At 60.2% G+C, this 14,805-nt stretch carries 14 protein-coding genes; 6 read left to right on the top strand and 8 right to left on the bottom strand.

The genetic code is table 11. The features are described 5' to 3' along the window. Window positions 1-165 precede the first annotated feature (165 nt). From AC07VF_RS22015 to minC, 4 genes are all read right to left on the bottom strand, one after another. Window positions 166-801 carry a pseudouridine synthase gene (locus AC07VF_RS22015; RefSeq protein ID WP_122623099.1) on the bottom strand — a complete coding sequence of 212 codons (636 nt, stop codon included), beginning with the start codon at window positions 799-801 and terminating at the stop codon, window positions 166-168. A 151-nt stretch (window positions 802-952) separates the two neighbouring features. After that, complete coding sequence (gene minE / locus AC07VF_RS22010; protein ID WP_037013831.1) at window positions 953-1,207, bottom strand: cell division topological specificity factor MinE; 255 nt, start codon at window positions 1,205-1,207, stop codon at window positions 953-955. Beyond that, a complete protein-coding gene (gene minD, locus AC07VF_RS22005) occupies window positions 1,207-2,019 on the bottom strand; it encodes a septum site-determining protein MinD (RefSeq protein WP_037013830.1) in 813 nt (270 codons plus the stop codon). The genes minE and minD overlap by 1 nt, the downstream gene beginning before the upstream one ends. A gap of 200 nt (window positions 2,020-2,219) precedes the next feature. Next, on the bottom strand, window positions 2,220-2,966 hold the full coding sequence (gene minC, locus AC07VF_RS22000; protein ID WP_074890214.1) for a septum site-determining protein MinC: 747 nt from the start codon (window positions 2,964-2,966) through the stop codon (window positions 2,220-2,222). A 142-nt stretch (window positions 2,967-3,108) separates the two neighbouring features. Here minC and AC07VF_RS21995 point away from each other — a divergent pair, with 142 nt between their 5' ends. After that, window positions 3,109-4,041, top strand: coding sequence for a lipid A biosynthesis lauroyl acyltransferase (locus tag AC07VF_RS21995; RefSeq protein WP_192170952.1), 933 nt, complete (start codon window positions 3,109-3,111; stop codon window positions 4,039-4,041). Between the two features lie 19 nt (window positions 4,042-4,060). After that, the gene (locus AC07VF_RS21990; RefSeq protein ID WP_282373114.1) at window positions 4,061-5,293 is read left to right on the top strand and encodes a patatin-like phospholipase family protein; all 1,233 of its coding nucleotides are present in this window, start codon (window positions 4,061-4,063) and stop codon (window positions 5,291-5,293) included. A gap of 30 nt (window positions 5,294-5,323) precedes the next feature. Here AC07VF_RS21990 and AC07VF_RS21985 read toward each other — a convergent pair whose 3' ends face one another. The 3 genes from AC07VF_RS21985 to AC07VF_RS21975 form a co-directional block, all read right to left on the bottom strand. Then, window positions 5,324-6,178, bottom strand: coding sequence for a pirin family protein (locus AC07VF_RS21985; RefSeq protein ID WP_495010146.1), 855 nt, complete (start codon window positions 6,176-6,178; stop codon window positions 5,324-5,326). Window positions 6,179-6,418: 240 nt separating this feature from the next. Further along, window positions 6,419-7,222 (bottom strand): MlaA family lipoprotein, encoded by an 804-nt coding sequence (locus AC07VF_RS21980; RefSeq protein ID WP_192170954.1) that lies wholly within the window; start codon window positions 7,220-7,222, stop codon window positions 6,419-6,421. Further along, window positions 7,215-8,513 carry a serine/threonine protein kinase gene (locus AC07VF_RS21975; RefSeq protein ID WP_065986875.1) on the bottom strand — a complete coding sequence of 433 codons (1,299 nt, stop codon included), beginning with the start codon at window positions 8,511-8,513 and terminating at the stop codon, window positions 7,215-7,217. The genes AC07VF_RS21980 and AC07VF_RS21975 overlap by 8 nt, the downstream gene beginning before the upstream one ends. Before the next feature lie 221 nt (window positions 8,514-8,734). Here AC07VF_RS21975 and AC07VF_RS21970 point away from each other — a divergent pair, with 221 nt between their 5' ends. Beyond that, window positions 8,735-9,100 carry a hypothetical protein gene (locus AC07VF_RS21970; RefSeq protein ID WP_282373111.1) on the top strand — a complete coding sequence of 122 codons (366 nt, stop codon included), beginning with the start codon at window positions 8,735-8,737 and terminating at the stop codon, window positions 9,098-9,100. 596 nt (window positions 9,101-9,696) lie between these two features. Here AC07VF_RS21970 and AC07VF_RS21965 read toward each other — a convergent pair. Further along, on the bottom strand, window positions 9,697-11,295 hold the full coding sequence (locus AC07VF_RS21965) for a glycoside hydrolase family 17 protein (RefSeq protein ID WP_495010147.1): 1,599 nt from the start codon (window positions 11,293-11,295) through the stop codon (window positions 9,697-9,699). A gap of 361 nt (window positions 11,296-11,656) precedes the next feature. Here AC07VF_RS21965 and AC07VF_RS21960 point away from each other — a divergent pair, with 361 nt between their 5' ends. The 3 genes from AC07VF_RS21960 to AC07VF_RS21950 all read left to right on the top strand — a co-directional run bounded on the left by AC07VF_RS21960 (window position 11,657) and on the right by AC07VF_RS21950 (window position 14,700). Then, window positions 11,657-12,514 carry a glycine betaine ABC transporter substrate-binding protein gene (locus AC07VF_RS21960; RefSeq protein ID WP_423572705.1) on the top strand — a complete coding sequence of 286 codons (858 nt, stop codon included), beginning with the start codon at window positions 11,657-11,659 and terminating at the stop codon, window positions 12,512-12,514. Between the two features lie 219 nt (window positions 12,515-12,733). Continuing rightward, a complete protein-coding gene (locus tag AC07VF_RS21955) occupies window positions 12,734-13,045 on the top strand; it encodes a DUF485 domain-containing protein (protein WP_108122019.1) in 312 nt (103 codons plus the stop codon). Beyond that, window positions 13,042-14,700 (top strand): cation acetate symporter, encoded by a 1,659-nt coding sequence (locus AC07VF_RS21950; RefSeq protein WP_495010148.1) that lies wholly within the window; start codon window positions 13,042-13,044, stop codon window positions 14,698-14,700. The genes AC07VF_RS21955 and AC07VF_RS21950 overlap by 4 nt, the downstream gene beginning before the upstream one ends. Window positions 14,701-14,805: the final 105 nt, after the last annotated feature.

Raw genomic sequence — 14,805 nt, 5'->3', positions numbered from 1 at the left:
ACGAAGTCGGGCCCAACCGAGAGCAAGCACCCTTGGTTACTTGGGGTGCTTTTCCAAGTAACTCGCCGAAGGCGAAATACTCTGCCGTTAGGCAGAGTCACCATATCAGCGCCACTGAAATTTCCGATATGCCAGCTTACCCAGCGCCGCCACCAAGAAAAAAGGTCAAAACGGCGCCGGGCACTCGAACCGAACCCGCTCGCCCGTCCCCGGATGGGTAAACGCCAGCATGCTCGCATGCAGACACAACCGCGGATACGCCGCCAGCGCCTCCGGATGGGCGTACAAACCGTCACCCAGCAACGGATGCCCGATCGACAACATATGCACCCGCAACTGATGCGACCGCCCGGTAATCGGCGTCAGCTCGACCCGGCAATGGGTGTCATACCGCTCCAGCACCTTCCAGAACGTCAACGCATGCTTGCCCAATTCATGATCCACCACATGACGCGGCTTGGTTGGCGGGTCGTAACGCAATGGCAGATCAATACTGCCGCTGTCCAGGTCTGGCTGGCCCCACGCCAACGCCGTGTAAGCCTTCTCCGTCTCGCGGTCATGAAACTGCCGGGACAACTCACGGTGGGTGTCCGCGTCACGGGCCAGCAAAATGATCCCGGAGGTTTCCCAATCCAGCCGATGGACAATTCGCGCCTCGGGGTAGCCGTTTTCCTGCAGGCGGGTAATCAGACAGTCCTTGTTATCGTCAGCGCGACCAGGGACCGAAAGCAGCAGGGTGGGCTTGTTCACCACCAGGACAGCGTCGTCCTGGTGGAGGATATGAACGTTGGACAGCGGCATTGAACGCCTCATCATTCAAACAGGTGCACCGCGATCGCAGCAGCCATCGCGGCGCAGAAAACAGATCTTCAATAACGCCAACGGCGGCGCGCTTGCCTGACTCCTTAAAGGGATTCAGGCAACCGGGCCGCCGTGGCGACTGCCGTTTCGATCAACGATCAGGCAGGGTGATGTTCAGTTCCAGAATCGAGCAGCTGCCGTCGTTTTCAAGGGCGACATGCACGTCATCGTTGCCGATATTGACGTACTTGCGGATCACCTCGACCAACTCCTTCTGCAAGGCGGGCAGGTAATCCGGGGTGCTGCGTTGGCCGCGTTCATGCGCCACGATGATCTGTAGACGCTCTTTCGCTACCGACGCGGTGCTGGGCTTTTTGTTGGCACGAAAGAAGTCAAAAATGCTCATCAGTTACCCCCGAACAGGCGTTCGAAAAATCCTTTTTTCTGTACGTCCAGGAAGCGGTGCTCACGGTCCTTGCCCAACAGACGGTCAACGGCATCGCTGTACGCCTGGCCGGCGTCGCTCTGATCATCAAGGATGACCGGCACGCCCTGGTTGGACGCCTTGAGTACGGCCTGGGACTCCGGAATCACGCCCAGCAGAGTCACCGCGAGGATTTCCTTGACGTCTTCGACGCCCAGCATCTCGCCCTTGCTCACGCGCTCAGGGTTGTAACGGGTCAGGAGCAGGTGCTCCTTGATCGGGTCTTCGCCACGCTCGGCGCGGCGGGACTTGCTGGCCAGCAGGCCCAGCATGCGGTCCGAGTCACGGACCGAAGACACTTCCGGGTTGGTCACGACGATGGCTTCGTCGGCGAAATACATCGCCAGGTGAGCGCCCGTTTCGATACCGGCAGGGGAGTCGCAGACGACGTACTCGAAGGTTTCCTTCAGTTCCATCAGGACTTTTTCAACGCCCTCTTTGGTCAGCGCATCCTTGTCACGGGTCTGGCTGGCAGCGAGGACGTAAAGACCTTCGATCTTCTTATCCTTGATCAGCGCCTGCTGCAGGTTGGCTTCGCCGTTGACTACGTTGACGAAGTCATAAACGACGCGACGCTCGCAACCCATGATCAGGTCGAGGTTACGCAGGCCGACGTCGAAGTCGACGATAACTGTTTTGTGGCCGCGCAGTGCGAGACCGGTACCGATGGCGGCGCTGGTGGTGGTCTTGCCCACACCACCCTTGCCGGATGTAACCACGAGAATCTTGGCCAAGGTGTATCACCCCTAGAGGAAAAGGACGTTGAGTCCCTGAAGAGCCCCTCATGACGGCGCAACTAAAGCGGGCGAGGGCGGTGATCGGAACCCGTGAAGGAATTCCTGTTCGGGCGAACAAAAAAATATCCCGAACGTCCCGGTGCCTTCGCGTCGTTTTCGCGACGAATCAGAGTGGCTTAAAAATGGCGCAGTATCCGTTAAAGACGGGTGATGTTCAACACGTCGCCGGACAGACTGATCTGCACACCGGCACCCCACAGCGGATCCCGGCGCAGGTCTTCGGACACCTTGTACTGGCCGGCGATCGAGATCAGTTCGGCGACCATTTGCTGGCAGAAAATCCGTGCCTTGGTATCGCCTTTGATCCCCGCCAGCGCGCGGCCGCGCATCGGGCCGTACACGTGAATATTGCCGTCGGCGAGCAGTTCGGCGCCGGGGCTGACCGAGGAAATCACCACCAGATCCGAGCCCTGGGCATAGATCTGCTGACCGCCGCGCACGGGGGCGGTGATGATCTTGGTCGGTTTGATCAGCGGCTCGGGCGGCTTTTCGATGATTTCCGGTTTCTTTTTGACTTCGCCTTCCGTCGGATCAAGCGGTCGCTCGCGCGCGCCCGAAGGCGGCAGCACCGGCAGGTCGATGGAAATGGCGGCGGCGATGTCTTCAATCCGGTTGGCCCGAATGGCCAGGGTGCGCAGACCGTGCTGACGGCAGATGCGCATCATCGCCGGCAGGTCGATCGCGCCTTCATCCGGCGGCAGTTTGTCGAGGGCCAGCACCAGCGGTGTATTGCTGAAGAAGTTCGGCGCCTGGGCGACTTTTGCCGCCAGTTGACGATCCAGCGCTTCGAGGTTGTTGCGGGCCAGTTCCAGCACAGTGATGGCCAGCATGCTGCCCTTCAGCTGGAACACGGGGTCCTTGTCTTGCAATTCGATTTGGCTCATGTCGGCATACAGCGGCTTGTCGCTAAAAGTGCCGAGACTTATAACGATAACGCCCGCCAGCCGCAAGGGAGGCGCAACCGACGGCGGCACGATCCGCGTGAACCGATGTAGAATGCCCGCCTTTGTCCTGACGGAAGCTGTAATGGATCGCCCGCGTTTTCGAGCTCATTTTCTTCATCCCCGCTTCTGGCTGCTGTGGCTGGGGCTGGGCTTGCTCTGGCTGATCGTGCAGTTGCCGTTTCGCGTGTTGCTGGTGATTGGCCGTGCATTGGGCTGGGTCATGTATTACCAGGCAACCGATCGGCGGGTGATTGCCGCGCGCAACCTCGAGCTGTGTTTCCCCCAGTATTCAAAGGCCGAGCGCAAACGCCTGCTGAAAGAAAACTTCGCCTCCACCGGCATCGCGTTTTTTGAAATGGCCATGAGCTGGTGGTGGAGCAAGCCCCGTCTCGCGCGGTTGGCGCACATCGACGGCCTACATCATTTAAAGCAGGCGCAGCTGGACGGCCATGGCGTGATCCTCATGGCGCTGCACTTCACCACCCTGGAAATCGGCGCGGCCCTGCTGGGTCAGCAGCACACCATCGACGGCATGTACCGCGAGCACAAGAACGCGCTCTTTGATTACATTCAGCGACGCGGCCGCGAGCGCCACAACATGGATTCCATCGCCGTCGAGCGCGAAGACGTGCGCGGCATGATCAAGCAACTGCGCAAGGGCCGGGCGATCTGGTATGCGCCGGATCAGGACTACGGCGCCAAGCAGAGCATCTTCGTGCCGCTGTTCGGCATTCAGGCCGCCACCGTGCCGGCCACCAGCAAATTCGCCAAGCTCGGCCACGCGCTGGTCGTGCCGTTCACTCAGGAGCGTCTGGCCGATGGCAGTGGCTACAAGCTGGTGATCCATCCGCCTCTGAGCGATTTTCCGGGGGAGAGCGACGAGGCCGACTGCATTCGCATCAATCAATGGGTCGAGCGCGCCGTCACCGCATGCCCCGAGCAGTATCTGTGGGCGCACCGGCGTTTCAAGAGTCGGCCGCCGGGCGAGCCGAAGCTGTACAAGAAGCGTGGCTGAAACCAAGAGCTGAGACCCCATGACGACAAGCGCCACAGAACAACACGCGGTGCGCAACGCCTCAGCCTTGGCTCCCGGCGTCGAGCCAGTGACCGGGCTGATCCTGTCCGGCGGCGGCGCTCGTGCGGCGTATCAAGTGGGCGTGCTGGCGGGCATCGCCGACCTGCTGCCGGTCGGCGCCAAGAATCCTTTTCCGGTGATCGTCGGCACTTCCGCCGGGGCGATCAACGCGGTAAAGCTGGCCAGCGGCGCTGCGCAATTTCGTACGGCAATTCACGAACTCACTGAGTTTTGGCAGGGCTTTCGCAGCCATCAAGTGTTGCGCAGTGACTGGCCCGGCGTCGTTCGGCAGGCGGCGCGGTTCTTCGGTCGCAGCCTGCTGGGCATCGGTCGCCAACAGGTGCCGGTGGCGCTGCTCAACAGCTCACCGCTGAAGGATCTGCTGACCGCACGTCTCAACCTCGACGGCATTGACGAAGCCATCGAAGCAAAGCATCTGCGCGCAGTGGCGATCACCGCATTCGGTTACGAGTCGGGGCAGGCGGTTACGTTTTATCAGGGCAAGGGCACGATCGAATCCTGGCTGCGGCATCGCCGGATCGGCCTGCCGACGCGCTTGACCATTGACCATCTGCTGGCCAGCTCCGCAATTCCGTTGCTGTTCGCGCCGGTGAAACTGGGGCAGGAATATTTTGGTGACGGCGCGGTGCGGCAGTCGGCGCCGATCAGTCCGGCGCTGCACCTGGGGGCCAACCGCGTGCTGGTGGTGGGCGTCAGCGGCAACCCCCGTGGCCCCGGCGCGAACCCGCCCGTGCCGCGAGCGGTCCGTGGCGTGCAACCGAGCCTCGCGCAGATCGGCGGGCACATGCTCAACAGTACGTTCATTGACAGCCTGGAGAGTGACATTGAATTGCTGGAACGGCTGAATCTGGTCAGCCGCATGCTGCCCGGGCCCGACGTGCCCAGGCCGCAGTCGTCAGACTCGACGCCCATTCAGTCCCTGGCGCCGGTCGAAGTGCTGGTGATTTCGCCCAGCCAGCCCATCGATGAAATCGCCGCCCGTCATCGCCGCGAATTGCCCCCGGCGCTGCGCACGTTTCTGCGCGGCCCGGGTGCGACCAAGACCAGCGGGGCTGGGGTGCTGAGCTATCTGTTGTTCGAATCGGGTTATTGCAGTGAACTCATCGAGCTGGGCCGCCGCGACGCGATGGCCCAGAAGGATGAGTTGATGCGGTTCCTGCGTTCGGAGTAGTTGCTCTGCTGAATGCCGGGTCCAGGGCGGTCAAGCCGTGAGCTTGTCATCCCGGAAATCCCGCAGCGCCTGTTCGATTTCTTCCCGGCTGTTCATCACGAACGGGCCGTATTGCACGATCGGTTCGCCCAGGGGCTTGCCAGCGATCAGCAGCACGCGGGCACCCGTCTGGGTGCTCAGCTGAATCTCACCGCTTTCCGACAATCGCGCGAGACGGCTCGTACCCAGTTTGTGTGGTTGTCCTGCGATTTCGACTTCACCTTCGTACACGTACAGCAGCACGCGATGGCCCTCCGCGACGCGCGGGCTGATGTGGCTGCCGGCGGGCAGGTGGAAATCGAAATACTGTGGCTCGGTGTCCGGACGCTGCACGGCGCCTGCCTGGGACGCCTGGCCGTCGTCGAACTGACCTGCGATCACCACAACGTCGACGCCGTTTTGCGTGGTGATGCGCGGAATGCGCTCGGGTTGAATGTCGTCGTAACCGGCGTCGCCCATCTTCGATTTGGCCGGCAGGTTGAGCCACAGCTGGAAGCCGCGCATGGCGCCTTCTTCCTGCTCGGGCATCTCGCTGTGGATGACCCCGCGCGCAGCGGTCATCCATTGCACACCGCCGCCTTGCAGCAGGCCGACGTTGCCCATGTGGTCTTCATGGCGCATGCGGCCTTCGAGCATGTAGGTCACGGTCTCGAATCCGCGATGGGGGTGGGGCGGAAAGCCGGCGATGTACTCGTCGGGGTTCTCGGAGCCGAACTCGTCGAGCATCAGGAACGGGTCGAAGGCTTCGATGCCTGGCCCGCCGAACACACGGGTCAGCTTGACGCCAGCACCGTCCGACGTTGGTTGGCCGGCCTGGATCGACAGCACTTTACGAAATTGAGGCATGGGGCTCACTCCGGCAGAAGGGGAATGGCGCCTATGGTAGGCCTGTTGAGGCGATGGATGGGTGAGGTTTTTGCGGGGGAATGATCGGGTTTGGCGATGGGTCTGGGCGAAGTGTGGGAGCGAGCTTGCTCGCGAATAGGTTTATAGCCGCCAGATCTCCAGCGGCCGTAATAACGTCTTCGTGAGCAAGCTCACTCCCACAAGATCCCTGCCAGCAGTGCCAGCAGTATTCAGATCACGTTACTCGGACACCTGCAGCTTGCGGGCTTCGGTGTACACGTAACGCACTTTCTCGTACTCGAACGGCGAGTCCATCTGACCGTAGCGGAAGCTGGTCGTGTAGCGACGGTCGATGGCGCGCAGCAGGTACAGCTCAGGATGGTCTTCGCTGACCTGAGCGACGTTGAGGAAGTTGATCTGCGACTCAGCGGTGAAGTCGAAGACCAGACCGCCGGTGTCACGCAGGTTCGACGGGCCGAGGATCGGCAGGACCAGGTATGGGCCGGCCGGTACGCCATAGAAACCCAGGGTCTGACCGAAGTCTTCGCTCTGTTTCTTCAGGCCCATCAGGGTCGCCGGGTCCCACAGCCCGGCAATGCCCAGGGTGGTGTTGACGATCAGGCGGCCGGTGGTTTCCATCGAACGCTTGCCCTTGAACTGCAGCAGGCTGTTCAGCAGGTTCGGCACATCGCCCAGGTTGCTGAAGAAGTTGCTGACGCCCGTGCGCACGAAGCTCGGTGTCACGTATTTGTAGCCGTTGACCACCGGCAGGAACACCCACTCATCGAAGCGATAGTTGAAGTGGTAAACCCGGCGGTTCCAGGATTCGAGCGGATCGTAGACATTCAGCGCGTTGAGGGACGAACGCTCGAACTCCTGAGCATCCAGACCCGGGTTGAATTTCAGCGACTTCAACGGCTCGGTGAACCCGTCCGGATTGTCGATCCGCTGGACCGGGGCTGCCTGGGAAACGATCGGCGCGTCGGCCGCGTGGACGGCGCCAGCGCAGAGGAGGGCGGCGATAAGCAATAGACGTTTAGCCACGGAAAAACTCCAGCATGGCGTCGCTGTTGACGCGATAGTTCATGTTGCCGCAGTGACCGCCGTAAGGGTAAACGGTCAAGCGATCGCCAAAAGTCTTGCGCAGGAAACCGAGGTCGCCCGGGCCGAGGATCACGTCGTCGGCGTTGTGCATCACGGCGATCTTCTTGCTGCTCGCCAGGTAATCCTTCAGCGCGTACAGGCTGACCTGATCAACCAGTTGCAGCAAGCTGCCGCCGTCGGTACGGGCACGCCACATCGGGATAACCTGCTCGGTCACGTAGCAGTCGAAATCGCATTGCAGCGCGCGCTTGAGGAACGGCGTCAGGCTGGTGCCTTCGCTGATCGGGGTCTTCGGCGGGGTAATCAGGCCGCGACGGTTGATCAGGTCGGAGGTGAAGGCGATGTCGGCTGCAGAGAACCGGAACGAGGTGCCGATCAGCATGGCCATCTGTTCATTGGACAGGTGCTGCTTGGACTGCTGGAAGTCATACAGCAGCGCATCGTTAAGGTCGATGTAGCCTTTTTCGCGGAAGTAGCGGGTCAACTTTTGCAGCACCAGTTCATAAAAGGTGGTGCTGTTGGTGATGCCTTTGACGTCGGTCTGCACCATCTTGTCGAGGTTGGTGATCGACGTGTAGAGGTTCACCGGCGGGTTGATCAGCAGCACTTTCTTGAAGTTGAAGCTGCGGCGGGTTTCGTCGAGTTTGCTGACGAACGCCGCATCCAGTGCGCCTAGGCTGTAACCGGTCAGATAATACTCGGTGACCTGCAGCTTGGACTGCTGGGCGCGAACGGCCTGCATGACGCGGTACAAGTCTTCGGCGTCTTCCTTGGTCACGCCCGGGGTGGCGAAACGTGAGGCGGCGCTCATGAAGTCGTAGCTGGTCGGCGACGAAAGCTGCACGACGTTGTAACCGGCGCCGTAGTAGAGCTTCTTCAGGTATTCATTGAGGGTGCTGTTATAAGGCGCGCCGGTGCCGGCGATCAGGAAGATCAACGGCGCAGGGTGGTCTTGTTTGGCGAGGCGGTAACGCAGTTTTTTCACGGCCCAGAAGTTGTCCGGCAGTGTGAACTCACGCTCCGGACGCATGGTGAGGCTGTAATCGTCCTGATCGATGTCGGCGTCTTCAGGCACCTTGGCACGCAAATCCGGTGGGGTCGTGGCGATGGTCGCTTCGAACGGATTGGTCAAGGGGAAGCCATAGCTGGACGGATCGATATCGACCGCCATCACGGACGCACTCAAAAACAGGCCGCCTGATAAGGCGGCGAGGCGCAGAAAACGAAGCATGACTGAATCCCTTGGGAATGATGTGCTGTTGAAATACGCAGGCTATGACACGGGTGTAGTGCCAAAGTGCCGTGACGGCAAGTGACTCTCGCATGACCCTCCGCGACGATACAGGTTATGGCACTTCTGGCCTGTCTGCTCGTGCTTTTTATCGGCCGTATGGTTTTGCCCGGGCGGCTGCGGCTATGCTGCGCGCCGTTGGTTCTTTTCTGGAGTGTGTCGTGTCCCGTCGTCTGCCGTTGGTGGTGCTGTTTTTCGTTCTGGCGCTGTGGCTCGCCGTCAGTTACGGCTTGCGTTACGGCCTGATGGAAGACGTGCAATGGGTAGGAATCTGCGCGGACGAGGCGTCGAAATGGCAGTGCCAGTTGCGCTCGAACCTGGGGCTGTGGATTCACTTCGGCGTGTTCGGATGGGGCGCGCTGATCACATCGCTGATCGCGTTCTTTATTCCGCGTCAGGTTGGTCGAGCGCTTGCAGTGGTCGGCTTGCTGCTGGGGATATTGGCGCTGGTGCTGTACACGGCCAGTCTGGCGGTGTTCGCGGTGGTGATTGCCGGCTTGCGCCTGGTGCGTCATCAACGGGCCTGACTTCACAACGGGCCTGGCTCCAAACGCCAAACGCCAGACAGCATAAAGGGGAGCCGAGGCTCCCCTTTAAATCGTTGCACGTGCTCTTTCTTATTGTTGTAGGGCGGTCTGTTGTTGTTATTGGCAACCGGTCCCTCTACAGCGTCTTTCGGTGATCCCCATACGGGATACAAGAGCAAACGTATTTTTTTGAGCGCTGACCTGCTTTGATTCCTCTTCTGCGAGAGGTGATCCAACCCGTTCTGGCCGCTACCTGAGGGTAGTTTTATTATTCTCGGTCGGGCTGCGAGGCCTAAGCCTCGGTAAAGCGTTTCTACTCCAAAAAAATCTGTTGGCTGCGTCTCTGTGCCGTTGTTCTTGTTATGTCAGAGCCGATTCATCTTATTTTTATTGGGTTTTCACATTTTGTTCTTGTTATGCAGGAGATATAGCAGGGTGCGTGCCAACTTTTGTAAACCCTTGCGAATCAATGGTTTGCGAAATCCGATCGTTTGGCCTCCCCGCGATGTAACGGAATTCTGTTTCCGTGTTACCCGCCTGCAGGCTTTTCAGTCCTTCGGCGGTAACACAATGTATCCGTCGCCCTGCACACTCGGTTACACAGCGTCGGCAATCGCCTGCGCATTGCTCGTTGCCTTCACCCGAGCGCTGATCTGCACGCTGCGCCACAGTGCCAGCGCCATCAACACACTCACCACCGCCCACGCCCACGCTTGGGGATTGCTCAAGCCCTCGCGAAACAGTTGCGGCACGATGCCCGCGCCGACGATGAACATCAGCAGGCCGATCTCCCGACGTGGTGCCGCCACCGGGCGGATCAGGTAGACCAGGGCGGGCACCCACAGCGTCGCGGTCGCGAAACTGCGATAGCGCGGATCAAACACCATCGCCAGCATCATCACCGCCGCCGCGAAACCGCTGGCGTACAACCACCATCCGCCACGAGCGTCCAGCCAGGCAAACGCACGCTTGCGCCACCCTGCGCGGGCCGACAACGCCAGCGCCGCATGGGCGAGCACCAGCAGATTTAGCGTCACCAGCGCCGCGGCCCACAGGTATTCGCCGGCAAAGCGGCTGGTCACCCGGGCCAGTTCACCCCAGGTGCCGATGCAGCACCCGGCGAACGCCGCCAGCAACGGAAGCATCAGCGCGCTGCGTGCATGACTGACCCGGCCAGCCCACGCCAGGGCCAGCAAGGCAATCGCGCCACTGACCGTCAGCCAGAATGGCCACAACGGAAGGTTCGACACCGGTCCGGCCAGCACGCCTTTGTCCTGGCGATCTGCATCGAACAGCCCCCAGTAACCGCCCACTGCGCCTTCGGACTGGCGCTTCCACGGCTGGTCGAACGCCTCGATCAGGTTGTAGTGCCAGCCGTGTTGCTCGGCCATCGCGACGAAACTGCGAATGAATTTGGCCTCGTTGACCCGGCTGGGCAGCGCGGTTTCACGCTGGCGGCCTTCGCTGGGCCAGCCGGTTTCGCCGATGAGAATGTCCTTGGGTGCGAATTGCTTGCCGAACGTTTCACGGATCTGCGCGACGTGGCCCAGGGCCTCGTCGATGCCGGTGGGATCATCCTCCCAGTAAGGCAGCAGATGGATCGTCAGGAAATCCACGGCAGGCGCGACTTCCGGGTATTGCAGCCAGTATTCCCAGACATCTGCATAGGTGACCGGCTGCTTGACCTGCGCTTTCACCTGACGAATCAGCGTGGCCAGTTGAGCGCCGGTGACTTCCTTGCGCAACAGGCTCTCGTTACCGACGATCACCGCGGTCACCACATCCGGGTGGGTGTTCGCCGCCGTCACCAGCGCCTTGATTTCCTTGGCCGTGTCGACCGGGTTGCCGTTGACCCAAGCGCCGAGCATCAGCTTGAGGCCGTACTTGCGGGCGATGTCGGGCAGCGCCTCCATGCCGGTCATTGAATAGGTGCGTACGCAATCGAAGCGCGTCGCGAGGAGCGCCAGGTCAGCGTCCATCCGCGCGGGGCGCAGGGTGAAGGGCTGGTCGAACGGGGACTGGTCCTTGTCGAACGGCGTGTAGGACGCGCATTGCAGTTTGTGGGTCGGCGTGGCGGCGTCCGGCAGAATCACCGGCTTGCCCAGCCAGTACCAGTAGCCGCACAGGCCAAGCAGCGCAATCAAACAGGAGAACAGATAAAGGAGGACGACAGGCGAGCGGGACGGTGCGGACATGATGGGGCCGAAGTGAGGCGAAGGGCGGCATATTAGCAAGATGACGTGGCTACACACCTCATCCTGTCAGCGCTTTTGTAAACCATGCAATTTCCGGACGACCCGCTAGCCTCTTTACGACCTGTCTGTCGTTGATGGCGCGGTGATGTCGTTTACCGGGTGGCTGGGTGTCGCTGGCAGGAAAGGCACAAGGTGTGTGGGGGTTGATGATCAATCGTCCACGCAGCGATTGCGTCTGCGCAGGCACGTGGTGGAAGCGTGAAACGCGTGGCTTGCCCCGAACCAGGGCGCGAGTGCGACGTTATAAGAACGTTAACGATACCCGACCGCTGTCGGGTTCTGGACTACCGGGGAAGTGAAAATGACGATGCGAAAAATCCTGGGTGTCGGTGCCGCGCTGGCACTGGCCATCAGTTCCACGCTGGCCCATGCCGATGCCAAGCCCGAGCTGAGCATCGGTTACGTCGATGGCTGGTCCGACAGTGTTGCAACCACCAACGTGGCTGCCGAGGTGATCAAGCAGAAACTGGGTTATCCGGTGAAGCTGCAGGCCGTTGCGGCCGGGATCATGTGGCAGGGCGTCGCGACCGGCAAACTGGACATGATGTTGTCTGCCTGGCTGCCCGTGACCCACGGCGAGTACTGGACCAAGAACAAGGACAAGGTCACCGACTACGGGCCTAACTTCAAGGACGCGAAAATCGGCCTGATCGTGCCTGAGTACGTGAAAGCCAACTCGGTGGCGGACCTCAAGACCGACGAATCCTTCAAGAAGAAAATCGTCGGCATCGACGCCGGTTCAGGCGTGATGATCAAGACTGATCAAGCGATCAAGGATTATGGCCTCGACGGTTACAAGCTGCAGGCCAGTTCCGGCGCCGGCATGATTGCCGAGCTGACCCGAGCCGAAAACAAGAAAGAATCGATCGCGGTGACCGGCTGGGTGCCGCACTGGATGTTCGCGAAGTGGAAACTGAAGTTCCTGGAAGACCCAAAGGGTGTTTACGGTGCGGCTGAAACCGTCGACAACATCGGCAGCCTGGATCTGGCGAAGAAGGCCCCGGACGTGGCGGATTTCCTGAAGAAATTCCAGTGGACCAGCAAGGATGAAATCGGCGAAGTCATGCTCGCCATCCAGGACGGCGCCAAGCCCGAAGCGGCGGCGAAGGACTGGGTCGCCAAGCACCCGGATCGCGTCAAGGAGTGGACCGGTCAGTAATCGGTCACAAAGATTTAACGTCTTACCGAACCGCCTGGCGAGCCATCGCCAGGCGGTTTTTTATTGCCGCAACCTTAAGTTGCGATCTGCCTCGGGCGAATGAGGCAATTCTTCGAACATCAACTAATGTCGTTCTAATACTAAGGTCGTCTGGAGTGCATCGCAGAGCGGACTAAAGTGCAAACCGTGACATCCATCTGTGCTGCGAGGACAAAAACAATGAACGACAGCATTTACCTCTCGATTCAGAACAGCCCGCGCTTCAAGGAGCTGGTCTCGAAAAGGGAACGATTCGCCTGGATTCTCTCGGCAATCATGCTTGGGCTCTATGCCGCATTCATCCTTCTGATTGCGTATGGGCCTCAGATTCTTGGCGCTAAACTCAGCGCCACATCAACCATCACCTGGGGTATGCCGATCGGCGTCGGGCTGATTGTGTCCGCGTTCGTTCTGACCGCCATCTATGTTCGCCGCGCAAACGGTGAATTCGATGACCTGAACAACGCCATTCTGAAGGAGGCGCAGCAATGATCCGGCGCCTGCTTGCGGCCTTTGGCCTTGCCGCTTTCACGCCGACACTCTGGGCAGCCGAAGCGCTGACCGGTGCGGTGCAGAAGCAACCGTTGAACGTGTCGGCGATCATCATGTTTGTGGTCTTCGTCGGGTTCACCCTCTACATCACTTACTGGGCGTCGAAAAAGAACAAGACAGCGTCGGACTATTACTCGGCAGGCGGCAAGATCACCGGTTTCCAGAACGGTCTGGCCATTGCCGGTGACTACATGTCGGCGGCGTCATTCCTGGGGATTTCCGCGCTGGTCTACACCTCCGGCTACGACGGTCTGATCTACTCCATCGGCTTCCTCGTCGGCTGGCCGATCATCCTGTTCCTGATCGCCGAACGCCTGCGTAACCTGGGCAAGTACACCTTCGCTGACGTGGCGTCCTACCGCCTGAAGCAGAAGGAAATCCGTACCTTGTCCGCCTGCGGTTCGCTGGTGGTTGTGGCGTTCTACCTGATCGCGCAGATGGTCGGCGCCGGCAAGCTGATCCAGCTGCTGTTCGGTCTGGACTACGCGGTGGCGGTGGTGCTCGTCGGCATCCTGATGTGCCTGTACGTACTGTTCGGCGGCATGCTGGCGACCACGTGGGTACAGATCATCAAGGCGGTGATGCTGCTCTCCGGTGCGTCGTTCATGGCGTTGATGGTGATGAAGCACGTCAACTTCGACTTCAACGTGCTGTTCTCCGAAGCCGTGAAGGTTCACCCGAAAGGTGAGGCGATCATGAGCCCGGGCGGTCTGGTTAAAGATCCGATCTCGGCGTTTTCGCTGGGTCTGGCGCTGATGTTCGGCACCGCGGGCCTGCCACACATTCTGATGCGCTTTTTCACTGTGAGTGATGCGAAGGAAGCCCGTAAGTCGGTGCTCTACGCGACCGGTTTCATCGGCTACTTCTACATCCTGACCTTCATTATCGGCTTTGGCGCGATCCTCTTGGTCAGCACCAATCCGGCGTTCAAGGACGCGGCAGGCGCGTTGCTCGGCGGTAATAACATGGCAGCGGTTCACCTGGCCGATGCGGTCGGTGGCAGTCTGTTCCTGGGCTTTATCTCGGCTGTGGCGTTCGCGACCATCCTGGCGGTGGTGGCGGGTCTGACATTGGCCGGTGCTTCTGCGGTGTCCCACGACTTGTATGCCAGTGTGATCAAGGCGGGCAAGGCCAACGAGAAAGACGAGATCCGTGTGTCGAAGTACACCACGGTGGCGTTGGCGGTCGTGGCGATTCTGTTGGGTATCGCGTTCGAGAGTCAGAACATCGCGTTCATGGTGGGCCTGGCGTTCTCGATTGCGGCGAGCTGTAATTTCCCGGTGTTGTTGCTTTCGATGTACTGGAAAAATCTGACGACGCGTGGCGCGATGATTGGTGGCTGGATGGGGCTGGTCAGTGCGGTGGTGTTGATGATTCTGGGCCCAACGATTTGGGTGCAGATTCTGCATCATGAGAAGGCGATTTTCCCGTACGAGTATCCGGCGTTGTTTTCGATTGCGATTGCGTTTGTCGGGATCTGGTTTTTCTCGATTACGGATAAGTCGAAGGCGGCGGAGGGTGAGCGTGCGTTGTTCTTCCCGCAGTTTGTGCGTTCGCAGACGGGCCTGGGGGCCAGTGGTGCGGTGTCGCATTGATTTGATGTAGTGCTTTGCGAAAACGCCCCGGTCTTCGGGGCGTTTTTGTTTTATAAGCGCTTAAGATCAAGATCAAGGGCGTCTGCCTGGGGGCAGACGTTTCGC

This window comes from Pseudomonas sp. GW821-FHT02H06, from assembly GCF_059421525.1.
This window is presented reverse-complemented; position numbering and strand designations above follow the sequence as displayed.

Bases quoted from the DNA above. Each gene is read 5' to 3' on its own strand.
- AC07VF_RS21990 (WP_282373114.1), top strand. From the start codon at position 4,061: ATGACGACAAGCGCCACAGAACAACACGCGGTGCGCAACGCCTCAGCC.
- AC07VF_RS21955 (WP_108122019.1), top strand. From the start codon at position 12,734: ATGAACGACAGCATTTACCTCTCGATTCAGAACAGCCCGCGCTTCAAG.
- minE (WP_037013831.1), bottom strand. From the start codon at position 1,207: ATGAGCATTTTTGACTTCTTTCGTGCCAACAAAAAGCCCAGCACCGCG.
- AC07VF_RS21960 (WP_423572705.1), top strand. From the start codon at position 11,657: ATGACGATGCGAAAAATCCTGGGTGTCGGTGCCGCGCTGGCACTGGCC.
- AC07VF_RS22015 (WP_122623099.1), bottom strand. From the start codon at position 801: ATGCCGCTGTCCAACGTTCATATCCTCCACCAGGACGACGCTGTCCTG.
- minC (WP_074890214.1), bottom strand. From the start codon at position 2,966: ATGAGCCAAATCGAATTGCAAGACAAGGACCCCGTGTTCCAGCTGAAG.
- AC07VF_RS21995 (WP_192170952.1), top strand. From the start codon at position 3,109: ATGGATCGCCCGCGTTTTCGAGCTCATTTTCTTCATCCCCGCTTCTGG.
- AC07VF_RS21985 (WP_495010146.1), bottom strand. From the start codon at position 6,178: ATGCCTCAATTTCGTAAAGTGCTGTCGATCCAGGCCGGCCAACCAACG.
- AC07VF_RS21965 (WP_495010147.1), bottom strand. From the start codon at position 11,295: ATGTCCGCACCGTCCCGCTCGCCTGTCGTCCTCCTTTATCTGTTCTCC.
- AC07VF_RS21950 (WP_495010148.1), top strand. From the start codon at position 13,042: ATGATCCGGCGCCTGCTTGCGGCCTTTGGCCTTGCCGCTTTCACGCCG.
- AC07VF_RS21975 (WP_065986875.1), bottom strand. From the start codon at position 8,513: ATGCTTCGTTTTCTGCGCCTCGCCGCCTTATCAGGCGGCCTGTTTTTG.